The sequence below is a fragment of the Stenotrophomonas sp. SKA14 genome (genome assembly GCF_000158575.1).
Lineage (GTDB): Bacteria > Pseudomonadota > Gammaproteobacteria > Xanthomonadales > Xanthomonadaceae > Stenotrophomonas > Stenotrophomonas forensis.
The window spans coordinates 1,090,649-1,112,650 of the sequence record NZ_DS999412.1 but is presented as its reverse complement, the minus strand read 5'-3'; the positions used below and the strand labels follow the sequence as shown (position 1 = coordinate 1,112,650).

Annotated in this window: 23 protein-coding genes; 7 read left to right on the top strand and 16 right to left on the bottom strand. The window is 67.4% G+C overall.

From position 1 onward, the window contains the following. Positions 1-17: 17 nt before the first annotated feature. From hslU to SSKA14_RS05150, 9 genes are all read right to left on the bottom strand, one after another. The gene (gene hslU / locus SSKA14_RS05190; RefSeq protein WP_008264930.1) at positions 18-1,391 is read right to left on the bottom strand and encodes an ATP-dependent protease ATPase subunit HslU; all 1,374 of its coding nucleotides are present in this window, start codon (positions 1,389-1,391) and stop codon (positions 18-20) included. Between the two features lie 103 nt (positions 1,392-1,494). Further along, positions 1,495-2,046 (bottom strand): ATP-dependent protease subunit HslV, encoded by a 552-nt coding sequence (hslV, locus tag SSKA14_RS05185; protein WP_005411093.1) that lies wholly within the window; start codon positions 2,044-2,046, stop codon positions 1,495-1,497. Positions 2,047-2,120: 74 nt separating this feature from the next. Continuing rightward, the gene (locus tag SSKA14_RS05180) at positions 2,121-2,321 is read right to left on the bottom strand and encodes a DUF3079 domain-containing protein (RefSeq protein WP_040009376.1); all 201 of its coding nucleotides are present in this window, start codon (positions 2,319-2,321) and stop codon (positions 2,121-2,123) included. Between the two features lie 77 nt (positions 2,322-2,398). Then, positions 2,399-3,289: a tyrosine recombinase XerC gene (xerC, locus tag SSKA14_RS05175; protein ID WP_008265281.1), complete on the bottom strand. Its 891-nt coding sequence runs from the start codon at positions 3,287-3,289 to the stop codon at positions 2,399-2,401. Positions 3,290-3,305: 16 nt separating this feature from the next. Next, positions 3,306-3,980 carry a DUF484 family protein gene (locus tag SSKA14_RS05170; protein WP_008268609.1) on the bottom strand — a complete coding sequence of 225 codons (675 nt, stop codon included), beginning with the start codon at positions 3,978-3,980 and terminating at the stop codon, positions 3,306-3,308. Next, the gene (dapF, locus tag SSKA14_RS05165) at positions 3,977-4,828 is read right to left on the bottom strand and encodes a diaminopimelate epimerase (protein ID WP_008268161.1); all 852 of its coding nucleotides are present in this window, start codon (positions 4,826-4,828) and stop codon (positions 3,977-3,979) included. Before dapF ends, SSKA14_RS05170 begins: the two co-directional genes overlap by 4 nt. Next, positions 4,821-5,093 carry a lipoprotein gene (locus SSKA14_RS05160; RefSeq protein ID WP_008264654.1) on the bottom strand — a complete coding sequence of 91 codons (273 nt, stop codon included), beginning with the start codon at positions 5,091-5,093 and terminating at the stop codon, positions 4,821-4,823. Before SSKA14_RS05160 ends, dapF begins: the two co-directional genes overlap by 8 nt. Before the next feature lie 82 nt (positions 5,094-5,175). Continuing rightward, complete coding sequence (locus SSKA14_RS05155; RefSeq protein WP_040007073.1) at positions 5,176-5,601, bottom strand: YbaN family protein; 426 nt, start codon at positions 5,599-5,601, stop codon at positions 5,176-5,178. A 54-nt stretch (positions 5,602-5,655) separates the two neighbouring features. Beyond that, a complete protein-coding gene (locus tag SSKA14_RS05150) occupies positions 5,656-7,767 on the bottom strand; it encodes an oligopeptidase B (RefSeq protein ID WP_008265261.1) in 2,112 nt (703 codons plus the stop codon). A gap of 196 nt (positions 7,768-7,963) precedes the next feature. Here SSKA14_RS05150 and SSKA14_RS05145 point away from each other — a divergent pair, with 196 nt between their 5' ends. Beyond that, the gene (locus SSKA14_RS05145; RefSeq protein WP_008264787.1) at positions 7,964-9,157 is read left to right on the top strand and encodes a pyridoxal phosphate-dependent aminotransferase; all 1,194 of its coding nucleotides are present in this window, start codon (positions 7,964-7,966) and stop codon (positions 9,155-9,157) included. Between the two features lie 117 nt (positions 9,158-9,274). Here SSKA14_RS05145 and SSKA14_RS05140 read toward each other — a convergent pair whose 3' ends face one another. Together SSKA14_RS05140 and SSKA14_RS05135 are read right to left on the bottom strand one after the other, a co-directional pair. Beyond that, on the bottom strand, positions 9,275-11,371 hold the full coding sequence (locus tag SSKA14_RS05140) for a prolyl oligopeptidase family serine peptidase (protein WP_040007071.1): 2,097 nt from the start codon (positions 11,369-11,371) through the stop codon (positions 9,275-9,277). A 69-nt stretch (positions 11,372-11,440) separates the two neighbouring features. After that, on the bottom strand, positions 11,441-11,767 hold the full coding sequence (locus tag SSKA14_RS05135; RefSeq protein WP_008264559.1) for a hypothetical protein: 327 nt from the start codon (positions 11,765-11,767) through the stop codon (positions 11,441-11,443). Between the two features lie 127 nt (positions 11,768-11,894). Between SSKA14_RS05135 and SSKA14_RS05130 the strand changes: the two genes are divergently transcribed. Beyond that, positions 11,895-12,491 carry a lipocalin family protein gene (locus SSKA14_RS05130; protein WP_008265127.1) on the top strand — a complete coding sequence of 199 codons (597 nt, stop codon included), beginning with the start codon at positions 11,895-11,897 and terminating at the stop codon, positions 12,489-12,491. Between the two features lie 69 nt (positions 12,492-12,560). On the opposite strand, the gene SSKA14_RS05125 is transcribed toward SSKA14_RS05130, so the two are convergent. The 3 genes from SSKA14_RS05125 to SSKA14_RS05115 all read right to left on the bottom strand — a co-directional run bounded on the left by SSKA14_RS05125 (position 12,561) and on the right by SSKA14_RS05115 (position 15,365). Then, on the bottom strand, positions 12,561-13,250 hold the full coding sequence (locus tag SSKA14_RS05125; RefSeq protein WP_008264736.1) for a methionine ABC transporter permease: 690 nt from the start codon (positions 13,248-13,250) through the stop codon (positions 12,561-12,563). Continuing rightward, entirely contained in the window at positions 13,247-14,254 is a 1,008-nt protein-coding gene (locus SSKA14_RS05120) for a methionine ABC transporter ATP-binding protein (RefSeq protein ID WP_006471119.1), read from the bottom strand. The genes SSKA14_RS05125 and SSKA14_RS05120 overlap by 4 nt, the downstream gene beginning before the upstream one ends. A gap of 214 nt (positions 14,255-14,468) precedes the next feature. Then, positions 14,469-15,365: a DMT family transporter gene (locus SSKA14_RS05115; RefSeq protein ID WP_008268196.1), complete on the bottom strand. Its 897-nt coding sequence runs from the start codon at positions 15,363-15,365 to the stop codon at positions 14,469-14,471. A 146-nt stretch (positions 15,366-15,511) separates the two neighbouring features. On the opposite strand from SSKA14_RS05115, the gene SSKA14_RS05110 reads away from it, so the two are divergent. From SSKA14_RS05110 to SSKA14_RS05100, 3 genes are all read left to right on the top strand, one after another. Further along, on the top strand, positions 15,512-15,994 hold the full coding sequence (locus SSKA14_RS05110; protein ID WP_006471121.1) for a YajQ family cyclic di-GMP-binding protein: 483 nt from the start codon (positions 15,512-15,514) through the stop codon (positions 15,992-15,994). A 101-nt stretch (positions 15,995-16,095) separates the two neighbouring features. After that, positions 16,096-16,662, top strand: a complete 567-nt coding sequence (locus SSKA14_RS05105) for a DUF1415 domain-containing protein (RefSeq protein WP_008265492.1) — start codon at positions 16,096-16,098, stop codon at positions 16,660-16,662. Then, complete coding sequence (locus SSKA14_RS05100) at positions 16,659-17,462, top strand: SDR family oxidoreductase (protein WP_040007068.1); 804 nt, start codon at positions 16,659-16,661, stop codon at positions 17,460-17,462. The genes SSKA14_RS05105 and SSKA14_RS05100 overlap by 4 nt, the downstream gene beginning before the upstream one ends. 81 nt (positions 17,463-17,543) lie before the next feature. Here the strand turns inward: SSKA14_RS05100 and SSKA14_RS05095 are convergent, their stop codons facing one another. Then, positions 17,544-19,574 (bottom strand): M3 family metallopeptidase, encoded by a 2,031-nt coding sequence (locus SSKA14_RS05095; RefSeq protein ID WP_008267968.1) that lies wholly within the window; start codon positions 19,572-19,574, stop codon positions 17,544-17,546. A 170-nt stretch (positions 19,575-19,744) separates the two neighbouring features. Between SSKA14_RS05095 and SSKA14_RS05090 the strand changes: the two genes are divergently transcribed. Continuing rightward, positions 19,745-20,149 carry a hypothetical protein gene (locus tag SSKA14_RS05090; RefSeq protein WP_006471153.1) on the top strand — a complete coding sequence of 135 codons (405 nt, stop codon included), beginning with the start codon at positions 19,745-19,747 and terminating at the stop codon, positions 20,147-20,149. 69 nt (positions 20,150-20,218) lie between these two features. Here the strand turns inward: SSKA14_RS05090 and SSKA14_RS05085 are convergent, their stop codons facing one another. Beyond that, positions 20,219-21,331: a PLP-dependent cysteine synthase family protein gene (locus SSKA14_RS05085; protein ID WP_008266366.1), complete on the bottom strand. Its 1,113-nt coding sequence runs from the start codon at positions 21,329-21,331 to the stop codon at positions 20,219-20,221. Positions 21,332-21,456: 125 nt separating this feature from the next. Between SSKA14_RS05085 and gloA the strand changes: the two genes are divergently transcribed. Further along, positions 21,457-21,972, top strand: a complete 516-nt coding sequence (gene gloA / locus SSKA14_RS05080; RefSeq protein WP_008266289.1) for a lactoylglutathione lyase — start codon at positions 21,457-21,459, stop codon at positions 21,970-21,972. The last annotated feature ends 30 nt before the right edge of the window (positions 21,973-22,002 follow it).

Sequence of the window (22,002 nt, the reverse complement as noted above, 5' to 3'; positions counted from 1 at the left end):
TTCGGCGGCCTTGTGCATTACAGGATGTAGCGGCTCAGGTCCGGGTCCTGCACCAGCTCGCCCAGGTGGGCATCAACGTAGGCACTGTCGATGGCCAGCGTCTCGCCGTCACGATCCGGTGCCTCGTAGCTGAGCGAATCCAGCAGGCGCTCCAGCACGGTATGCAGGCGGCGCGCACCGATGTTTTCCTGGCGCTCGTTCACCTGGAAGGCGATCTCGGCCAGGCGCTCGATGGCATCGGCGGTGAAGCTGACCTTGACGCCCTCGGTGGCCAGCAGCGCTTCGTACTGCTTGGTCAGCGCGGCCTTCGGCTCGGTCAGGATGCGCACGAAATCGTTCTTGCTCAGCGCGCCCAGCTCCACGCGGATCGGGAATCGGCCCTGCAGTTCCGGAATCAGGTCGCTGGGCTTGGCCAGGTGGAACGCGCCCGACGCGATGAACAGGATGTGGTCGGTCTTGATCGTGCCGTACTTGGTGGACACGTTGGAGCCTTCCACCAGCGGCAGCAGGTCGCGCTGCACGCCCTCGCGCGACACGTCGCCACCGCCCACGCTATCGCCACGCTTGGCGACCTTGTCGATCTCGTCGATGAAGACGATGCCGTGCTGTTCGCAGGCTTCGATCGCCGCGGTGCGGATATCGTCCTCGTTGACCAGCTTGCCGGCTTCTTCCTCGATCAGCAGCGGACGCGCGGCCTTGATGGTCAGCGTGCGCTTGTGCGCCTTGGCGCCACCACCGAGGTTGGCGAACATCGACTTCAGCTGCTGGCCCATTTCCTCCATGCCCGGCGGGGTCATGATGTCCATGCTGACATTGGCGGCCAGGTCGAGTTCGATCTCGCGTTCGTCCAGTTCGCCATTGCGCAGCATCTTGCGGAACTTGATGCGGGTCTCGTTGTCCTGCGCCGACGGCTCGTTGCGGGCCACGTCCGGATCGAAACCGATGCCGCCACTGCGGCGCGGCAACAGCGCATCGAGGATGCGGTCTTCGGCGCGTTCTTCGGCCTGCGTACGCACGCGCACCTTGGCCTGTTCGCGGTACAGCTTCACTGCGGTATCGGCCAGGTCACGGATGATCTGCTCGACGTCCTTGCCGACGTAGCCCACTTCGGTGAAGCGGGTCGCTTCGACCTTGACGAACGGCGCGTTGGCCAGCGTGGCCAGGCGGCGCGCGATCTCGGTCTTGCCGACGCCGGTCGGGCCGATCATCAGGATGTTCTTCGGCATCACTTCATTGCGCAGCTCGGGCACCAGCTGCATGCGGCGCCAGCGGTTGCGCAGGGCGATGGCCACCGCGCGCTTGGCGTCGTGCTGGCCGACGATGTGCCGGTCCAGTTCCTGCACGATCTCGCGCGGGGTCATGGTGGCGGAGGAAACTTCGATCTTCGACATGGATGTGCTCACGGATTCGTTGTCGGTCGTGCCGGCCGCGGGCCGGCAACCAGGCACGCGCGTGGGGGATCATGAGGGTGCCGGCCAGCGACCGGCACGACCCTCAGAGCTCCTCGACCACCACGTTGCGGTTGGTGTAGATGCAGATGTCACCAGCGATGCCGATCGCCTCGCTGGCAATGGTGCGTGCATCCAGTTCGGTGTGCGCCATCAGCGCGCGGGCAGCCGACAATGCATAGGAGCCACCGGAACCGATGGCGATGATGCCGTCCTCCGGCTCGATCACATCGCCGGTGCCGCTGATGATCAGCGAGGTTTCCTTGTCGGCCACCGCCAGCAGGGCTTCCAGCTTGCCCAGGCGGCGCTCGGTGCGCCAATCCTTGGCCAGCTCGACCGCCGCGCGCTGCAGCTGGCCGTGCTTTTCCAGCTTGGCCTCGAACAACTCGAACAGGGTGAAGGCATCGGCGGCGGCACCGGCGAAGCCGGCCAGCACCTGGCCGTCGCGGCCCAGGCGGCGCACCTTGCGCGCATTGCCCTTCATCACGGTGTGGCCCAGCGTGACCTGGCCGTCGCCGGCAATGGCCACGTGCTCGCCGCGACGGACGCAGACGATGGTGGTGGCGTGGAAAACGTTGGGGTTCTGACTGGGGTCCATGCGGCCTCCGATAGCTGTTCACGGGACATGGGGACAGCGCCGGGTGCGATCAAGCCTGCACGGATGGCTGCCGTTCAGCGCTTTGCTTGCGAAGGCCGCTCCGGATTGGGCTCGATCCCCCACGCGAGGTACCAGTCTTCACCCTGCGTCTCGATCGGATGCTGGGTGCGGCCGGAGCCATTGCCGCAGGCCAGCGCGTCGGCGGCGCAGTAACGGTCGCAGCCCCAGCAGATGCGCTCGGGGTGTCTGGGATGCAGCGGAATGGGCTTTGCCATGGTGGCGCTGTCCTCGTGGCCTGCGGCCACGGTGCGCCGGTTGCATCCGACCTGCCCTGATCCAGATCAAGGACGGGCTATTCAGCCTTGTCGCCCTTGCTGCGGCGCTTGGCGCGTGGATGCGCGGCGTCGTAGACCTTGGCCAGGTGCTGGAAATCGAGGTGGGTGTAGATCTGGGTGGTGGCGATGTCGGCGTGGCCGAGCAATTCCTGCACGCCACGCAGGTCACCGGATGATTCCAGGATGTGGCTGGCGAAACTGTGCCGCAGCATGTGCGGGTGCACGTGCTTGAACAGGCCCTGGCGCTGCGCCAGCTGGCGGATGCGGATCTGCACCGCGCGTTGGCTGATCGGCCCGTTGCGGCCGGGAAACACCGGCGAGGCCGGGCCGCCCCCGCTTTCCGCACGCCACGCCTGCAGCGCTTCGCGTGCCGGCCGCCCGAACGGTACCCGGCGCTGGCGATTGCCCTTGCCCATCACGTTGACCAGGCCGCTGGCGAAGTCCAGGTCGCGCCAGGTCAGCGCGCAGACTTCGCTCAGGCGCAGGCCCGAGGAATAGAACAGCTCCAGCAGCGCGCGATCGCGGCGGCCGAGTTCACCTTCCGGTTCCAGTTCGACCAGCTGCACCGCTTCGTCGGCATCGAGCACCTGCGGCAACCGCCGCGGTGCACGCGGCGCTTTCAGCGTCGCCGCCGGACTGACCTCGATGCGGCCGTGCTTGAGCAGCCAGGCGTAGAAACTGCGGCAGGCGGACAAGCGGCGCTGCAGGCTCTTGGCCGACAGCCCCCGCCGATGCTCATCGGCGACAAACTGGCGCAGCGTTTCGGCATCGAGCGCTTCCACGGCCATGCCACGCGGCTCGGCCCATACCGACAGCGCGTCCAGGTCGCGGCGGTAGGCGTCGAGCGTGTGCGCCGACATCCGCCGCTCCACCTGCAGGTGCTGCAGGAAGGCCTGCACCGCACTCATCGTCGTCGTGTCCTGCTCAGCCGGCGAAGCGTTTCAGGCCAGTGGCCAGGGCGTCGCCCATCATGCGCAGGAACAACGTACCCATGCCCGGGTAGAAGCGGTTCGGGTCATGGCTGCCGACCGCGATCAGGCCCACACCGGGCAGCGGCAGCAGTGCGGTGGTCTGCACTTCCTCGCTGCGTACGCCATACAGCACGGCATTCTTTTCCGGCTGCAGGCGGCCGCAGATCGGCTCGCCGTCCTTCAGGCAATCGCGGAACGGGCCGAGCTGCGGATCATCGGCGGCGATCACCTGCAGCCAGTCGGCCTGCTCCAGCCCGGCCACCGGCGTATGCACCACCAGCCGTACCAGGTCGCCAGCGAAGTCCTCCTGCAATGAAGCGGCCATCGCGCGCAGGGTGTCGGCGGCGTTGTCCTGCTTCATCAGCGCCAGGGTCAGCTGGTGCGTGCGCACCGCCAGGCGTTCATTGACCTGGGCGGTCGCGCCCAGGTCGGCCAACCGTCGTGCCAGCTCGCGGTTCTTCTCGCGCAGCACTTCCAGCTGGTAGCTGGCCAGCGACGCGGTCGGGCCGTCGTCACGCGGCACCACCAGGGTCAGGGCCAGGTCCGGGAACTGCTTGAGGAAGCCCGGATGCCGCCGCAACCAGGCGGCAACTTCGTGGGCCCCGAGCTTGTCGACGGTTTCGGTCATGCGATCCACTCCCCTTCGAAGACGAATGCGGTCGGGCCTGCCATCACCACCGGCTGGCCATCGCCCGGCCACTGGATGCGCAGGTCGCCACCGGGCAGGCTGATGCGTGCATCACGCTGCAGCCGGCCGCGCTGCATCAGGGTGACGGCGGCGGCACAGGCGCCACTGCCGCAGGCCAGGGTTTCGCCGACGCCGCGCTCGAACACGCGCAGGCGCGCATGGTCCGGTCCCATCACCTGGGCAAAACCGACGTTCACCGAGCGCGGGAACGACGCGTGCTGTTGCAGCAGCGCACCGACGCGCTCGACCGGTGCGGCATCGATCAGGCCCACTTCGATCACCGCATGCGGGTTGCCCATCGACACCGCGGCGAACCGCACGCTCTCGCCCTGCAGCGGCAGCAGGTATTCCTCGCGCGGGTGGGCAAAGCCCACCAGCGGCACGTTGGACGGCTCGAACGCCGGCACGCCCATGGTCACCGCGAACTGGCCATCGCCCAGCACCTTCACTTCATGGCTGGCCAGCGGGCTATCGATGACGAACACATCCCCCTGCGCACTGCCTTCGCGCACCAGCCACGCGGCAATGCAGCGCGCGCCGTTGCCGCACTGCTCGGAGTTGGAACCGTCGGCATTCCAGATCCGGTAGGAGGCCACCGAACCGTCCGCACGCGGCGCTTCGATGGTCAGGATCTGATCACAGCCCACGCCGGTATGGCGATCCGCCAGGCGCGCGGCCAGCTCGGGCGTGGGCGGCGCGGTGCCGTCACGCAGGTCGATCACTACGAAATCATTGCCCGCGCCATGCATCTTGCTGAAGCGCAGGGCCGTGGAGCCGGCCTTACTCATTCCCGCCGTCCGCCTTCTTCGCGGGCGCGGGCGCCGGCGGGGTGGTCGGTGCGGCCGGGTCCGCGGTCGTGGCCGGAGTACCGCTGCCCTCGGTCTGCGCCGGGGTCGCCTCGGTGGCGGGTTCGGCAGCCGGCTCGACGGCTTCTTCCACCGGCACCGGCTTCTGCGGCAGCACCAGCGGGCCCTTGTTGCCGCAGGCGGCGAGGAACAGCAGCGAGGCCGCTGCCAGCGGAATCAGGATGACGTTTCGATGGGGGATCTTCATGCCCCGAGTATAGCCATTGGCGGCTGAGCGGTTGGTGCAGGGGATCGGGTTGCCGGCCAGCGGCCGGCACTACCGCAGGCGCTCAATCCACAGGTGGCGGCAACGGCCGCGTCCACAGCCAGATCGCCACCACGGTCATGCTGCCGATCGAGAACCACTTCACCCAGGCGATCGGCACGCACCACAGCATGATGGCGGCGCACACCGCCATGGTGATCGTGGCCATCCACTTGCCGTAGCGGCTGACCGCGCCATGTGCCTGCCAGTTGGCGATGGCAGGGCCGAAACGCGGATGCTGCAGCAGCCAGCTGTGCAGGCGTTCGGAACCGCGCGAAGCTGCCCAGGCCGAGATCAGGATGAATACGGTGGTCGGCAGCCCCGGAACGAAGATGCCGACGATGCCGGTGCCCAGGCTGACGTAGGCCAGCAGCCACCACGCCCAGCGGAAACGCACCACGCGCGGGGGCGCGGGGGCATCGCGAGGGGCGGAAGGATCAGGCGCGCTCATGGCCGCAAGGATACCGGTTCAGGGTGCCAGGCAACGCCCGGCACCCTGTTGCGATCACGGCTGGGCGATGCCCAGTTGCTGCAGCACGAACGCATACGACTCGGACAGTTCGCGGTAGCGCTGGAAGCGCCCCGACTTGCCGCCGTGGCCGGCTTCCATGTTGGTGCGGAACAGGATCGGATAATGGCCGGTGTTGTCGTCACGCAGCTTGGCCACCCACTTGGCCGGCTCCCAGTACTGCACCTGTGAATCCCACAGGCCGGTACCGACGAACAGCGCCGGGTAGGCTTGCTTCTTCACGTTGTCGTAGGGCGAGTAGGACAGCATGTAGTCGTAGAACGGCTTCTGCTCCGGGTTGCCCCACTCGTCGTACTCGTTGGTGGTCAGCGGGATGGTGGGGTCAAGCATGGTGGTGACCACGTCGACGAACGGCACCTGCGCCACCATCACCCGGTAATCCTGCGGCGCCTGGTTGGCCACCGCACCCATCAACAGGCCACCGGCACTGCCACCGGAGGCAGCGACGCGATCCTTCGCCGCCCAGCCCTGCGCGACCAGTCCCCGGGTGACGTCGATGAAATCGTTGAAGGTGTTCTGCTTGTGCAGCAGCTTGCCGTTCTCGTACCAGTCGCGGCCCATCTCCTGGCCGCCGCGGATGTGGGCGATGGCATACACCACGCCACGGTCGAGCAGGCTCACCGCGGTCTGGTTGAAGTACGGATCCATCGACATGCCGTAGCTGCCATAGGCGTACTGGAACAACGCGCCCTTGCCGTCCTTCTGGTAGCCCTTGCGGTAGACCAGCGACACCGGCACCTTCACGCCATCGCGCGCGGTAATCCAGACGCGGTCGGTTTCATACTTCGAGGCGTCATAGCCGATCACCGGCTGCACCTTCAACTGACGGCGCTCGCCGGTGGCGGTGTTCAGCTCGAACACGGTGGTCGGGGTGGTCATCGAGGTGTAGACGTAGCGCAGCCACGGCGTATCGGCCTCGGTGTTGTCGCCCAGGCCCATCGAATACGCCGGCTCGTCGGCCTTCACGTAATCGCTGCGGCCGTCCTTGAACAGCAGGCGGATGCGCTCCAGGCCTTCAGAACGTTCTGCGATGGCGGTGTACGCATCGAACAGTTCGAAGCCTTCGATGAACACCGCATCGTCATGCGCGATCCAGTCCTTCCACTGCGCGCGCGAGGTCGCGTCGGTCGGCGCGGTGACCAGCTTGAAGTTCTTCGCGCCATCGTTGGTGCGGATCACCCAGCGGCCGTCGTAGTGATCGGCGTCGTACTCGAGGTCGCGCTGGCGCGGCGCCAGCACGGTGAAGGTGGTCGGGTCGCTGGCCGGCGCATAGCGCTCTTCCGAGGACACGGTGCTGTGCACGCCGATGGTGATGAAGCGATCGTCGCGGGTGCGGCCGATGCCCATGTAGAAGCTGTCGTCCTTCTCTTCGTAGACGACGCTGTCGGCGCTGGCCGGGGTGCCCAGCACGTGCTTCTTGACGCGCACGGTCAGCAGGGTTTCCGGATCGTTCTCGACGTACAGCACGGTGCGGTTGTCGTCGGCCCAGACCAGGTCGCCGGAGCTGCCGGTGATCACATCGGGCAGGACCTTGCCGGTCGCCAGGTCCTTGAAGCGGATCGTGTACTGGCGACGGCCGACGTCATCGTCGGCCCAGGCCAGCAGCTGGTTGTCCTGGCTCACTTCCATCGAGCCGACGCTGAAGTAGCCCTTGCCGGCCGCCATCGCGTTGACGTCCAGCAGGATTTCCTCGGCCGCATCCATGCCACCCTTGCGGCGGGCATGGATCGGGTAGTCCTGGCCGGTCTCGAAGCGGCTGTAGTACCAGTAGCCACGCTCGCGCGCCGGCACGCTGGAATCGTCCTGCTTGATGCGGCCGACGATCTCCTTGTACAGGGTGTCTTCCAGCGGCTTCAGCGGTGCCAGCAGCTGGTCGGCGTAGGCATTCTCGGCCTGCAGGTAGGCCAGCATGTCCTTGTTCTCGCGCTTGTCGTCGCGCAGCCAGTAATAGTCGTCGTTGCGGGTCGCGCCGAACGGCGCCTTGACCACGTGCGGATGCCTGGCGGCGTCCGGCGGAACAGGCAGGGGGGCGGCGTTGGCAGTGGTGGTCATCAGGCTGGCGAGCAACAGGCAGAGGGTGGATTTCATGAGATAAGGCTCCTTGAGCGGCAATGCAATGGCGTCCTTGTGCCTGAGTCTGGGTCGCGGAAGGACTGCCAGCAACCCTGCCGGTAGTGCCGGCCGCTGGCCGGCAACCCCATGAACTCCGAAGCGAGCCGTAATGCCGGCCAGCGGCCGGCACTACCCGAACGCATGACCCCGGCACGCGGCGTACCATGGGCGCATGAGTACCCTGCCCCACACGCCGGGCTACAGCCGGCGCAGCCATGAAATCGCCCCGTTCCACGTGATGTCCCTGCTGGCCCGCGCGCAGGCGCTGGAACAGGCCGGCCACGATGTGATCCATCTGGAGATCGGCGAACCGGACTTCACCACCGCCGAACCCGTGGTGCGCGCCGGCCAGGCCGCGCTGGCGGCCGGCCACACCCGCTACACCGCCGCACGCGGCCTGCCGGCCCTGCGCCAGGCGATCAGCGGCTTCTATCGCAGCCACTACGCGCTGGATATCGACCCCGAACGCATCCTGGTCACCCCGGGTGGTTCTGGTGCGCTGCTGCTGGCCAGCAGCCTGCTGGTCGATCCCGGCCGCCACTGGCTGCTGGCCGACCCGGGTTATCCCTGCAACCGCCATTTCCTGCGCCTGGTCGAAGGTGGCGCGCAGCTGGTGCCGGTCGGGCCGGATACCGCCTATCAGCTGACCCCTTCGCTGGTGGAACAGCACTGGAATGCCGACAGCGTCGGCGCGCTGGTTGCCTCACCGGCCAATCCGACCGGCACCGTGCTGTCCGCTGATGAACTGGCGGCACTGTCGCAGAGCCTGCACGCGCGCGGTGGCCACCTGGTGGTGGATGAGATCTACCACGGCCTGACCTACGGCCTGGACGCGCCCAGCGTGCTGCAGGTGGACGACAGCGCGTTCGTGCTGAACAGCTTCTCCAAGTACTTCGGCATGACCGGCTGGCGGCTGGGCTGGCTGGTGGCGCCGCCGGCAGCGGTACCCGATCTGGAGAAGCTCGCCCAGAACCTGTACATCAGCGCGTCGAGCATTGCCCAGCATGCAGCGCTGGCCTGCTTCAGCGAAGCATCGATGGCAATCTTCGAGCAGCGCCGCGAAGCGTTCCGCCAGCGCCGTGACTTCCTGCTGCCCGCGTTGCGCGAACTGGGCTTCCGCATCGAAGTCGAGCCGCAGGGTGCGTTCTACCTGTATGCCGACGTCAGCGCGTTCACTGACGACGCGCAGGCGTTCTGTGCCCACTTCCTGGAAACCGAGCACGTGGCGTTCACCCCGGGCCTGGATTTCGGCTTCCATCGCGCCAACCAGCACGTGCGCCTGGCGTACACGCAGGAAGTACCGCGCTTGCAGGAAGCGGTGGCACGGATTGCGCGCGGGCTGAAGCGTTGGCAAGGATCACGTTGATGGTAGTGCCGGCCGCTGGCCGGCAACGGCATCACCCATACATCCCCGGTTTGCCGGCCAGCGGCCGGCACTACCGGTAAAGAAAAACGCCGCCCGAGGGCGGCGTTTTTCATTCCATCACTTGCCGCCCAACCGCTCCCACAGGAAGCTGTAGGCCAGCGCCGACATGTGCGCGGCCTGCGCATTGTTGGCTGCTCCGCCGTGACCGCCTTCGATGTTCTCGTAGTAGGTCACGTCCTTGCCGGCGTCGATCATCTTCGCCGCCATCTTGCGGGCATGGCCCGGATGCACGCGGTCATCGCGGGTGGAGGTGGTGAACAGCACCGGCGGGTAGTTCTTCTTCGCGTCGAACAGGTGGTACGGCGAGAAGGTCTTGATGAACTCCCAGTCGCTGGTGTCCGGGTTGCCGTACTCGGCCATCCACGAGGCGCCCGCCAGCAGGCGGCTGTAGCGCTTCATGTCCAGCAGCGGCACCTGCACCACCACTGCACCGAACAGTTCCGGGTACTGGGTCAGCATGTTGCCGGTCAGCAGGCCACCGTTGCTGCCGCCCTGCACGCCCAGGTGCTTGGCGGTGGTGATCTTGCGCTTGACCAGATCACGTGCCACCGCGGCCATGTCTTCATAGGCCTTGTGGCGGTTCTGCTTCAGCGCCGCCTGGTGCCAGCGCGGGCCGTACTCGCCACCGCCGCGGATGTTGGCGACCACATACACGCCGCCCTTCTCCAGCCAGGCGCGGCCCATGCCACCGGAGTAGCTCGGGGTCAGCGAGATCTCGAAGCCGCCATAGCCATACAGCAGGGTCGGATTGGAGCCATCCAGCTTCATCGCCTTGTCGTGCACCACGAAGTACGGCACGCGGGTGCCGTCCTTGCTGGTGGCGAAGTGCTGCTCGATCACCTTGCCCTTGGCATCGAAGAAGGCCGGCATGGTCTTCAGCGTTTCCGGCGGCTGGCCGATCTCGGCCAGGGCCAGCGTGGTCGGGGTCAGGTAGTCGGTGGCGGTCAGCCACACCGCGTCGCTGTCGTTGCTGTCCACCGCGGCCACGCCCAAGGTGCCGAAGGCCGGCGCACCGACGAAGCGGCTGGTCTGCCAGCCATCGGCGCCGGGGGTCAGCACCGACAGGCGGTTCTTGACGTCGTCCAGCACGTTCAGCACCAGGTGGCTCTTGGTCCAGGTGGCACTGGCCAGCGAGGTGGTCGCGGTCGGGGTGAACAGCACCTCGAAGTCGCGCTTGCCGGCCAGGAAGTCGTCCAGCCTGGTCGCCAGCAGCGAACCGGACGCGTAGGTCTTGCCGCCCACGGTCCACGGATCGCGCAGTTCCAGGGTCAGCCACTGCTTGTGCAGGCCCTTCTCGGCCGAGTTCGGCGCGTCGATCTTGGTCAGCGTGCCGTCGTCGCCACGCAGGTAGATCTCGTTGTTGTAGAACGCCAGCGTGCGGCTGACCAGGTTGCGCTCGAAACCCGGGGTGTCATCGTGCATCGCCGCGATGTACATGTCTTCCGGCTTGCCTTCGTACACCACGCTGGCCGAGGCCATCGGCGTGCCGCGCTTCCACAGCTTGGCCACGCGCGGATAGCCGGACGTGGTCATGGTGCCGGCACCGAAGTCGGTGTAGACGAACACGGTGTCGCGGTCGATCCAGTTCAGGCCACCCTTCGACTCCGGACGGAAGAAGCCGTCCTTGATCCAGGTCTTGTTGGCCAGGTCGAACTCGCGGGTGACGTCGGCATCGGCGCCGCCGCGCGACAGCGCGATCAGGCAGCGGCTGTAGTCCGGGCGCAGGCAGTCGGCGCCGTGCCAGACCCAGTTCTCGCCCTCGGCCTTGTTCAGCGCGTCCAGGTCGAGCACGGTCTCCCACTGCGGCGAGGCCTTGCGGTACTCGGCCAGCGTGGTGCGCCGCCACAGGCCGCGCTCGTGCTGCTGGTCCTTCCAGAAGTTGTAGTAGTAGTCGCCGATCTTCTGCACGCCGGGGATCTTGGCATCGGAGTCGAGCACCTCGCGGATGCTGGTCTCCATCTGCTTGAAGGCCGGGGTCTGCGCCAGGCGCGCCTCGGACTTGGCGTTCTGTTCCTTGACCCAGGACAGCGGCTTGTCGCCGGTGACGTCCTCCAGCCAGGCGTAGCGATCGGTGTCTTCAGCGGCCACGGCGGTCCCCACCGAGGCAGCGGTCATCATGCCGGCCAGCAGGCAGGCGGAAGCGAGTCGTGACATTGCAGCTCCAGGCAGTCATAAGCCGTGGAACGCTAGCATGGAATGTCGCGGTCGCCCCCGTGTCGAAGGTCAGGCCGTGGCTGCCGGGCGACGTCGACCGCGTGCAGCCGGAGCCGGACGGCGCCGTGCCTGTCCACCGGTACGACGTGCCAGCCGCAGCCATGACAGGCGCGGCAACGGGAAACGCAGCAGTGCCCACCACGCCACCAGCGGCATGCCCACCAGCCACATCGGCAGCCAGCCCAGCCATGCGCTGCTGCCACGCGCGGCCGGCCAGACCAGCACCAGCGCCACGCCGGCCAGCGCCACCTGCTGCACGCCGCGCAGCAGGCGTGGATCGGCGCGCTCGAAGATGACGCGTTCAGTTCCAGGGCGACGGACGGAACGTGCGTTCATGGGGCTTCTCCGGTGGACAATGCAACACAGCGTGGGCAAGGGCCTTCTCACAGACTGCGACACCATTGACGGATCGCGTGCACACAGTCGACCATGCGCGTGCAAGCCCACTGGAGCCCGCTCCCGCATGACTTCGATCCGCCCGTTCTGCGCCGTGCTGCTGGCCCTGTCGCTGGCGGGCCCCGCCATGGCCGCCAGCGAGCCGCCATCGCCCCGTGCCACCGACGCGGCCGCTCTGGACGCGCCGATCGACCTGAAGCGCTTCATGGGCACCTGGTACGTGATCGGCCGCGTGCCGAATTTCATCGAACGCGGGCATGTCGCCAGCGTCAACGAATACGAGCTTCGCGACACGCACAAGGTCGGCATCACCTACCGCTACCGCGATGGCTTCGGTGAACCGGTGCAGGAGGTGCGCGCACGTGCCAGTGTCGATCCGGACAGCGGCAACCACGGCTGGCGTACCTGGTTCTACCGTGTCGTGCCGACCCATTCGCGCGTGCTGGAAGTCGCCCCGGACTATTCCTGGGCGCTGATCGGTTACCCGGGCCGCGAGATGGCCTGGATCTTCGCGCGCAAGCCGGACATGGACAAGGCCCTGTACAAGGAGCTGGCCGAGCGCCTGCGCGACGAGTACGGCGTGAATACCGACAAGCTCAAGCGCGTGCCGCAGCATCCCGACCAGGTCGGCAAGCTGGGCTACGAAGTACCGAACGTGCGCTGATCGGGTCGTGGCATTGCCGGCCAGCGGCCGGCACTACCTGGACGATGCCGGGCGTCGCCCGGCACCCCGTTACTTGCGGCTGTAATGCGCGACCAGGCGGTCGCCGAGCATCTGCAGCAGCTGCACCAGCACCAGCAGCAGGACCACGGTGACCAGGGCCACGTCGGTGTGCGAACGCTGGTAGCCGTCGCGGAAGGCCAGGTCGCCCAGGCCACCGGAACCGATGGCACCCCCCATCGCGGTGAAACCGATCAGGGCCACGGTAGTGACCGTGGCACCAGCGATCAGGCCAGGGCGCGCTTCCGGCAGCAGCACCCGGGTGACCAGCTGCCAGGTGGTGGCACCCATCGCCTGGGTCGCTTCGATCACGCCGCGGTCAACCTCGCGCAGCGCGGTCTCGACCAGGCGCGCATAGAACGGCGCAGCACCGATGACCAGCGGCACGATCGCGCCGCGCACGCCCAGCGAGGTGCCCATCAGGAACAGGGTGACCGGGATCAGCACGATCATCAGGATGATGAAAGGCACCGAGCGCAGCAGGTTCACCACCAGCGCCAGCACGCCATAGGCCAGCGGCCGGCGCTTCATCTGCGGCGCCCCGAACAGGTACAGCAGCACGCCCAGCGGCAGGCCGATGGCCAGAGTCAGCGGCAGCGAACCGAGCAGCATCAGCAGGGTGTCGACGGTGGCCTGGCCGATATCGGCCCACTTGCCCGCATCCAGGTGGCGGAAGAAGCCGCCGGCAGTGGCGATGATCATCGACGCAGTTCCTCAACGTGCACGCCGGCGGCCACGAACGCGGCCTGCGCGGCGGACTGGTCACCGCCCACCAGGGCGACCACCAGCTGGCCATACGGGGTGTCCTTGATCCGATCGATGCGGCCGGACAGGATGTTGTAATCGACGCCGGTCTCGCGCGCGACGCTACCCAGCAAGGGCTCGTAGGTGTCGCCGCCGAGGAAGGTCAAGCGCACGATGCGGCCACCGACGGCGTCGAAATCACGGTGCAACGCGCCTTCGTCGACATGCTCCGATTCACTGACGAATCGGCGCGTGGTCGGGTGCTGCGGGTGCAGGAACACCCGGGTGACCGGTCCGGTCTCGACCATCTGCCCGGCATCGAGCACGGCGACGCGATCGCAGACGCGACGGATCACGTCCATTTCGTGGGTGATCAGCACGATGGTCAGGCCCAGCTCGCGGTTGATCTTCGACAGCAGCGACAGCACCGAGGCGGTGGTCTGCGGATCGAGCGCACTGGTGGCTTCGTCGCACAGCAGGATCTGCGGGCGCGTCGCCAGCGCGCGGGCAATGCCGACGCGCTGCTTCTGGCCACCGGACAGCTGCGCCGGGTACTTCTGCGCATGTGCCTCCAGGCCCACGGTCTGCAACAGCTCGGCCACGCGCGCGTCGATCTCCGCCTTCGGCGTGCCGGCCAGTTCCAGCGGGAAGGCGACGTTGCCGGCCACCGTGCGCGACGACAACAGGTTGAAGTGCTGGAAGATCATGCCGATGCGCCGGCGCAGCGCGCGCAGGCCATCGGCGTCCAGTGCGGTGACATCCTCGCCACCGATCAGCAAGCGGCCGCCACTGGGTTCTTCCAGGCGGTTGATCATGCGGATCAGGGTCGACTTGCCCGCGCCGGAATGGCCGATGATGCCGAAGACCTCCCCGGCCTCGATGGTCAGGTCCAGCGGTTGCAGCGCGCTGACTTCGCGGCCGGCAACGGCATAGGATTTGTGCAGGCGCTGGAACTCGATCACGGGCGTGGCTCACCGGCTGGGTGACGGAAGGGGGCGTGCAGCCTACCAGCGCCGGCGCTCACGCGCCCGCGCCATAAGCCGGAATGTTATTCCTTTTGGTTCTAAGCCGCCCGTGAAGCCTCGCACCCGGTAGTGCCGGCCGCCGGCCGGCAACCGCAGCGGATCCCTCCAGCGTGAGGAGTTGCCGGCCAGCGGCCGGCACTACCCCCCGGGATCAGGGATGATCCAGCGGCTTCGGCGGCTCCTGCCGGTTCACCCGCTCACGGTGCAGCAGGTACAGGCCGGAAGCGACAATAATCGCCGCGCCCACCCAGGTGTAGCCGTCCGGCAGCTGGCCCCAGAAGGCCAGATCCCAGCCGATCACCCAGACCAGGCCGCTGTACTCCAGCGGTGCGATCATCGAGGCCTCACCCAGCTGGAAGGCCTTGGTCAGGGCAATCTGGCCCAGCGCCCCGGCCAGCCCCATGCCGGCGATCAGCGGCGCGTGCGCCAGTTGCAGCGGCACCCAGCCGGGAAGGGCCAGCAGGCCCGCACCGATCGCCATGATCACCAGGAACCAGACCACCATCGACTGCGAGGTATCAGTGCGGGTCAGCAGGCTGACCGTGATCGCGGCCACGGCGTAGGCGGTGGCCGCGGCCAGCACCATCAGCCCCGGCACCGAGATGAAGCCGTCCACGCCCGGCCGCAGCACCACCAGCACGCCGACCAGGCCGATGCCGATGGCGACCCAGCGCCGCGGCCCGACCCGCTCACCCAGCAGCGGCACCGACAGTGCCGCGATCAGCAGCGGGGCGACGAAATAGATGGTGTAGGCGGTGGACAGCGGCAGGTCGCGCAGGGCGAACACGAAGCAGCCGATCATCGCCATGCCCAACGCGCCGCGCAGCAGGTGCAGGCCCCAGCGTCGCGGCACCAGCGACCGCGGGCCGGCGCTGACCAGGACCCAGACCAGCACGAATGGCAATGAGGCCGCGCCGCGCAGGAAGGTCACTTCCAGGGTCGGATAGCTGGCCGACAGCTGCTTCATGCCAGCGTCCATCAGCGAGAAACAGGCGACTGCCGCGACCATCCAGGCCACCGCGCGCGAGGGGGAGCGTTGCACGTTCATGGCCCATTATCGCCGACCGCGCCGGATTGTAGAGTCGAGCCTGCTCGACTGCTCTTCACAAAACAGTCGAGCAAGCTCGACTCTACAAAAAGCTGGCAGGTCGGCACGATAGAATGGCCCTCACTGAATCCTGCGGAGCCGCGCCCATGCCTTCCTTCGACGTCGTGTCCGAAGTCGACACCCACGAACTGACCAACGCCATCGACCAGGCCAACCGTGAGCTGGCCACCCGCTTCGACTTCAAGGGCGTGGACGCGAAGTTCGAACGCGATGGCGATGTCATCAACCAGACCGCGCCGACCGAATTCCAGCTCAAGCAGATGAACGACATCCTGCGCGCCCGCCTGGCCGCGCGCGGCATCGACGTGCTCAGCCTGGAATTCGGCGACATCGAGACCAACCTGGCCCAGGCCCGGCAGAAGATCACCGTCAAGCAGGGCATCGAGCAGAAGATCGCCAAGAAGATCGCCGCTGCACTGAAGGACGCCAAGCTGAAGGTGGAAAGCCAGATCAACGGCGACAAGCTGCGCGTGCAGGGCAAGAAGCGTGATGACCTGCAGGACGCCATTGCCGTGCTCAAGGCCGGCAAGTTCGAGCTGCCGCTGCAGTTCAACAACTTCCGCGACTGAGGCCTGCGCCGGGCATCGCCCGGCGTTGCAGCCAGCGGGTACGACGGCGCGTTGCCGGCGACGCGCCTACAATGGCGGCCCCGCCAGCCGACGTGCCCGCCATGAACGATTCCCACCTGCCCACCGATGACCCGATCGCCGCCACCCGCCTGTGGCTGGAGCGCATCGTGATCGGCCTGAACCTGTGCCCGTTCGCCAAGGCGGTGTACGTGAAGGACCAGGTCCGCATCGTGCTGAGCGATGCGACCACGCCGGAAGCCCTGGTTGAGCAGCTGGCCGAGGAACTGGTGCTGCTGCGCGATACGCCGGCCGAGCAGATCGACACCACGCTGATCGTGCATCCGCAGGTGCTGACCGATTTCCTCGACTACAACGATTTCCTCGACAACGCCGACGCCGCGATCGAGGCGCTGGACCTGCAGGGCATCCTGCAGGTGGCCAGCTTCCACCCGGACTACCAGTTCGACGGCGTGGCCGCGGACGACGCAAGCAACTACACCAACCGGGCGCCCTTCCCCACCCTGCACCTGCTGCGCGAAGACAGCGTGGCGCGCGCGGTGGATGTCTATCCAGACCCGGACGTGATCGTCGAGCGCAACATCCAGACCCTGGACCGCATCGGCGTGGACGGCTGGCATCGCCGCCTGCGCGGCGAAGACCTGACGTGAGTACGGTGCCGCCGATTGCCGCATGGCCGGCCGCGCCGCTGTCGGGCAAGGTGGTGCTGGTCACCGGCGGCGCCAACGGCATCGGCCGTGGCATCGCCCAGGCCGTGCTCGGCGCCGGGGGACGCGTGCTGATCGGCGATCTGGACGTGGAAGCCGGCCAGGCCTGCCTGGACGAATGGCAGCGGGGTGACGATGCCGCGTTCCAGCGCCTGGACATCACCGACGAAGCCTGCGTGCGCGGCTTCATCGCGGTGGCCCTGCAGCGGTTCGGCCAAATCGACGGACTGGTCAACAACGCCGGCATCGCCGGCCCGCATGGCACATTGCTGCAGGACATGGAGTGGGAGGAATGGCAGCGCCGCCTGTCGTCACTGCACGGTGCCTTCCTGTGCAGCAAGCACGCACTGCCGGCACTCTCGGCCCGCACTGAGGGCGCGATCATCAACATCGCCTCGACCCGCGCCTGGCAGTCCGAAGCGCACAGCGAGGCCTATGCGGCAGCCAAGGGCGGGCTGGTCGCCTTCACCCACGCGCTGGCGATCAGCAGCGGCCCGGCGGTGCGGGTCAACAGCATCAGCCCCGGCTGGATCGGTACCACGGCCTGGCAGGCGCCATCGCGCCGCCACGAACCCGACTACCCGGCCACCGATCACGCCCAGCACCCGGTCGGCCGTGTCGGCCGCCCCGAGGACATCGGCGCACTGGCGGTGTACCTGCTGTCGTCGCTGTCCGGCTTCACCACCGGCCAGGACTTCATCGTCGACGGCGGCATGACCCGGAAGATGATCTACGCCGAATAGAGCACCGCTCTTCGGTGGGTGCGGACCTTGGTCCGCGCCATTGCCGGAAAGTGCCAACCAAGGTTGGCACCTACCAGAGCCTTACGCCATGCCCGAATGGCGCAGCAGCGCGTCGATCTGCGGTGCGCGGCCGCGGAAGGCCTTGAAGTTCTCCGCCGCCGGCCGGCTGCCGCCGCGCGACAGGATCTCGTCGCGGAAGCGCGCACCGGTTTCAGCCAGTGCCTGCGGTGCTTCCTCGAACGCGGCATAGGCATCCGCACTGAGCACCTCGGCCCACTTGTAGCTGTAGTAGCCCGCCGCGTAGCCGCCGGCGAAAATGTGGCTGAACTGATGCGGGAAGCGGTTCCAGGCCGGCGGATGGTTCACCGCCACGTCCGCGCGTACGCGGTCCAGCAATGCCAGCACGCTGTCCTGCGCCGGCTCGAACTGGCTGTGCAGCAGCATGTCGAACAGGCCGAATTCCAGCTGGCGCACGGTGGCCATGCCGCTGTGGAAATTGCGCGCGGCCAGCATGCGCTCGTACAGCGCGCGCGGCAGCGGTTCGCCGCTGTCGACGTGCGCGGTCATGCCCTGCAGGTGGTCCCATTCCCAGCAGAAGTTCTCCATGAACTGGCTGGGCAGTTCCACCGCATCCCACTCCACGCCATTGATGCCGGCCACGCCCAGTTCGCCGATGCGGGTCAACAGCTGGTGCAGGCCATGGCCCATTTCATGGAACAGGGTGGTCACTTCGTTGTGGCTGAAGGTGGCTGGCTTGCCATTGGCACCGCGGCCGAAGTTGCACACCAGATAGACCAGCGGCGTCTGCACGCTGCCGTCGGTACGCACGCGACGGTTGCGGCAATCATCCATCCACGCACCGCCGCGCTTGCCTTCGCGCGCATACAGGTCCAGGTAGAACTGGCCGACCAGCGCGCCCTGCGCATCGACCAGGCGGAAGAAGCGTACCTCCTCATGCCACACCGGCGCGCTGTCTTCCTGCACGCGCAGGCCATACAGCTGCTCGATCACCGAGAACAGGCCGCCCAGTACCTTCGGTTCGGTGAAGTACTGCTTCACGTCCTGCTCGGAATAGCTGTAGCGCGCCTGCTTCAGGCGGTCGGCGGCGAACGCCAGGTCCCAGGCCTGCAGGCTGTCGATGCCCAGCTGTTCACGCGCGAACTGCTCCAGCTCGGCGCGATCCTTGGCCGCGAACGGCTTGGCACGCGCGGCCAGGTCACGCAGGAAACCCAGCACCTCGGCCGGGTCCTGCGCCATCTTGGTCGCCACCGAATAATCGCCGTAGGAAGCGAAGCCGAGCAGCGCGGCCAGCTCCGCACGCAGGGCCAGGATGCGGTCAATGTTGCCGCTGTTGTCCAGCGCGTCGTCGCCGAATTCGGACGCACGCTGCGCACTGGCCCGGTACAGGATCTCGCGCAGGTCACGGTCTTCGGCCCAGGTCTGTACCGGCAGGTAGCACGGCATCTGCAGGGTCAGCTTCCAGCCCTGATTGCCGTCCTTTTCCGCCGCAGCGTGCGCGGCGGCCTTCACGTCCTCCGGCAGGCCGGCCAGGCGCGCTTCATCCTCGATGATCAGCGACCACGCATCGGTGGCGTCGAGCACGTTCTGCGAGAACTTCGCCGACAGTGCCGACAGTTCCTCCTTGATCTCTGCGAAGCGCTGCTGCGCCTCGGGCGCCAGCTCGGCACCGCCCAGGCGGAAATCACGCAGGGTGTTGTCCAGCACCTTGCGCCGGGCCTCGTCGAAACCTGCGGCCTCCGGGCTGGCGGCCAGCGCCTGGTACTGGCGGTACAGCGCCAGGTTCTGGCCCAGCGCGCTGGCGAAGCGGGTCACCCGCGGCAGGTTGCTGTTGTATGCCTCACGCAGTTCCGGGGTGTTGACCACGCCCTGCAGGTGGCCGACCAGGCCCCAGGCGCGCCACAGGCGCTCGGTGGCATCGTCCAGCGGGGCGACGAAGCTCTCCCAGCGCACCGGCTGCACCTGCTCGGCGGCGCTGACCGCCGCTTCGGCCTCGGCCAGCAGCACATCCAGCGCCGGCGCCACGTGCTCGGGGCGGATCGCCTCGAAGCGCGGCAGGCCGGAAAAATCGAGCAGGGGGTTGGCAGCGGTCACGGCAGATCTCCAGGGTACGGGCCCGGCGGGCGGGCAGCCTGGTACATATGGCGCTGGCGGGCGTGGCTGACAAGGGGGTGACGCCTGGCATTCACGTCGGCCTTACGGTCGCGGCTCGAAGCTTTCGCTGCGGGGGAGTCCGCAGCGGTACGTACCGAACGAGGCCCTACATGGAAGGTCTGGCTGCAGTTGCATCCGCCCCAGCGGCGCGGTCACTGGCGTTGTCTGCCAGCCCGGCCGAACTGACCTGGATCGCCGCGCTGTGCGATGCCGGCGACGACGCCCCGCGCCACCTGCAGCAGCTGCAGGCGGTGCTGCAGCAGGGCGGCACGTTCAATGACGCTCAGGAGTGGTACCCGTTCGAAGTGATCGAGCGCGGCGCCAGCCAGCTGCAGCTGGGCCATGAGCGCGAATTCGTGATCTGCGTGCTGCTGTGGCTGCAGGCCCTGGCCCAGGGCCGCGCCAGCACGCTGGACCCCAGCCTGCACCTGGATGATCGCGCGATGGACATCGAGGCCCTGCCCGATGCCTTGCGTGATGCGGTACTGGATGCGTTCACTGCGGCGGGATACTGAGTATGTAGCGTCGAGCCATGCTCGACGGCTCTTTATCGGAGTCGAGCATGGCTCGACGCTACGCAGGCGCTACAGCGCTTCCAGGCTGCTCCACGGCAGTTCCGGCAAGCCCTGCCCGGCCACCGCTGCCGCCAGCTGCGCATCGGCGCGCTCGACATCGATTCCCTGCCGCACGTACCACGCCGGGTCGTAATAGCTCTGCGCGTAGCGCTCGCCGCTGTCGCACAGGATGCTGACGATGCTGCCCTGATGGCCTGCCTCGCGCATCCACTGCGCGGCCTGCAGTACGCCGATGAAGTTGGTGCCGGTGGAACCACCGACGCGGCGGCCGAGCTGGCGGCTGACATGGCGCATCGCGGCCAGGCTCAGCGCGTCGGGCACCTTCACCATCGCATCGACGCTGGTCGGGATGAAACTCGGCTCCACCCGCGGCCGGCCGATGCCTTCCACGCGCGAACCACCGCTGCAGGTCAGGCCTCGCCAGTCCGGCTCACCGGCCACGGCGGCCTTGTAGCCGTCGAAGAACACCGACACTTCCGGGTCCGCGCACAGGATGCGGGTGTCGTGCCGGCGGTAGCTGACATAGCGGCCCAGCGTCGCAGCGGTACCACCGGTACCGGGGCTGCACACGATCCATTCCGGGATCGGGCTGGGTTCCTCGGCCATCTGCTTGAAGATGGATTCGGCGATGTTGTTGTTGGCACGCCAGTCGGTGGCGCGCTCGGCGTAGGTGAACTGGTCCATGAAGTGGCCGCCGGTTTCGCGGGCCAGCTTTTCCGAATCGCAGTTGAGGTCGCACGCACGCTCTACCAGGTGGCAACGGCCGCCATGGAATTCGATCGCCGCAATCTTCTCCGGCGAGGTGGTGGCCGGAATCACCGCGATGAACGGCAGGCCCAGCAGGCGCGCGAAATAGGCTTCGGACACCGCAGTCGAGCCGCTGGAGGCCTCGATCACCGGCCGGCCCTCGCGCAGCCAGCCATTGGCCAGCGCATACAGGAACAGCGAGCGCGCCAACCGGTGCTTGAGGCTTCCGGTGGGATGGCTCGATTCATCCTTCAGGTACAGCTCGATGCCCTCGAACCCGGGCAGCGCCAGCGGGATCAGGTGGGTATCGGCGGAACGGTTGAAATCGGCTTCGATCTTGCGGATGGCGGCAGCCACCCATTCACGCTGCGACATGGCGGGCAATCGTTATCAGGACGGAACGGTGCGATCCGGCCATTGTACGTCGCGGTGCCGTCAGGTGCGGGCCGGTAGAATGAAGCCATCCGGCCGGCAACGGCCCCGTCTGAAGGACCTCCCCCATGACCATTCCCGCCCTGCGCGATGTCCCCGGCGTCGCCGCCCAGGCCCCGGCCGAGACCACCGGCTTCGTGTTCAACCACACCATGCTGCGGGTGAAGGACATCACCGCCTCGCTGGACTTCTACACCCGCGTGCTCGGCTACCAGCTGATCGACAAGCGCGACTTCCCGGAGGCCCAGTTCAGCCTGTACTTCCTGGCCTACGTGCCGGCCGGCGCGGTGGTGCCGGAAGACGACGCCCAGCGCCGCCTGTGGATGGCCGGCCTGCCGGGCGTGCTGGAACTGACCCACAACCATGGCACCGAGGCCCAGGACGGCGCGGTCTACCACGATGGCAACAGCGACCCGCGCGGCTTCGGCCACATCTGCGTATCGGTGCCGGACATCGAAGCCGCCTGCCAGCGCTTCGAGGACCTCGGCGTGACCTTCCAGAAGCGCCTGACCGACGGCCGCATGAAGAACCTGGCCTTCATCAAGGACCCGGACGGCTACTGGGTCGAGATCATCGCCAACTGACCAGAAAAGGGAAGGAGGGGATTAAGCCGT

Excerpts from the sequence above, each read along its gene's own strand:
- hslU (WP_008264930.1), bottom strand. The coding sequence starts at position 1,391 with ATGTCGAAGATCGAAGTTTCCTCCGCCACCATGACCCCGCGCGAGATC.
- hslV (WP_005411093.1), bottom strand. The coding sequence starts at position 2,046 with ATGGACCCCAGTCAGAACCCCAACGTTTTCCACGCCACCACCATCGTC.
- SSKA14_RS05180 (WP_040009376.1), bottom strand. The coding sequence starts at position 2,321 with ATGGCAAAGCCCATTCCGCTGCATCCCAGACACCCCGAGCGCATCTGC.
- xerC (WP_008265281.1), bottom strand. The coding sequence starts at position 3,289 with ATGAGTGCGGTGCAGGCCTTCCTGCAGCACCTGCAGGTGGAGCGGCGG.
- SSKA14_RS05170 (WP_008268609.1), bottom strand. The coding sequence starts at position 3,980 with ATGACCGAAACCGTCGACAAGCTCGGGGCCCACGAAGTTGCCGCCTGG.
- dapF (WP_008268161.1), bottom strand. The coding sequence starts at position 4,828 with ATGAGTAAGGCCGGCTCCACGGCCCTGCGCTTCAGCAAGATGCATGGC.
- SSKA14_RS05160 (WP_008264654.1), bottom strand. The coding sequence starts at position 5,093 with ATGAAGATCCCCCATCGAAACGTCATCCTGATTCCGCTGGCAGCGGCC.
- SSKA14_RS05155 (WP_040007073.1), bottom strand. The coding sequence starts at position 5,601 with ATGAGCGCGCCTGATCCTTCCGCCCCTCGCGATGCCCCCGCGCCCCCG.
- SSKA14_RS05150 (WP_008265261.1), bottom strand. The coding sequence starts at position 7,767 with ATGAAATCCACCCTCTGCCTGTTGCTCGCCAGCCTGATGACCACCACT.
- SSKA14_RS05145 (WP_008264787.1), top strand. The coding sequence starts at position 7,964 with ATGAGTACCCTGCCCCACACGCCGGGCTACAGCCGGCGCAGCCATGAA.
- SSKA14_RS05140 (WP_040007071.1), bottom strand. The coding sequence starts at position 11,371 with ATGTCACGACTCGCTTCCGCCTGCCTGCTGGCCGGCATGATGACCGCT.
- SSKA14_RS05135 (WP_008264559.1), bottom strand. The coding sequence starts at position 11,767 with ATGAACGCACGTTCCGTCCGTCGCCCTGGAACTGAACGCGTCATCTTC.
- SSKA14_RS05130 (WP_008265127.1), top strand. The coding sequence starts at position 11,895 with ATGACTTCGATCCGCCCGTTCTGCGCCGTGCTGCTGGCCCTGTCGCTG.
- SSKA14_RS05125 (WP_008264736.1), bottom strand. The coding sequence starts at position 13,250 with ATGATCATCGCCACTGCCGGCGGCTTCTTCCGCCACCTGGATGCGGGC.
- SSKA14_RS05115 (WP_008268196.1), bottom strand. The coding sequence starts at position 15,365 with ATGAACGTGCAACGCTCCCCCTCGCGCGCGGTGGCCTGGATGGTCGCG.
- SSKA14_RS05110 (WP_006471121.1), top strand. The coding sequence starts at position 15,512 with ATGCCTTCCTTCGACGTCGTGTCCGAAGTCGACACCCACGAACTGACC.
- SSKA14_RS05105 (WP_008265492.1), top strand. The coding sequence starts at position 16,096 with ATGAACGATTCCCACCTGCCCACCGATGACCCGATCGCCGCCACCCGC.
- SSKA14_RS05090 (WP_006471153.1), top strand. The coding sequence starts at position 19,745 with ATGGAAGGTCTGGCTGCAGTTGCATCCGCCCCAGCGGCGCGGTCACTG.
- SSKA14_RS05085 (WP_008266366.1), bottom strand. The coding sequence starts at position 21,331 with ATGTCGCAGCGTGAATGGGTGGCTGCCGCCATCCGCAAGATCGAAGCC.
- gloA (WP_008266289.1), top strand. The coding sequence starts at position 21,457 with ATGACCATTCCCGCCCTGCGCGATGTCCCCGGCGTCGCCGCCCAGGCC.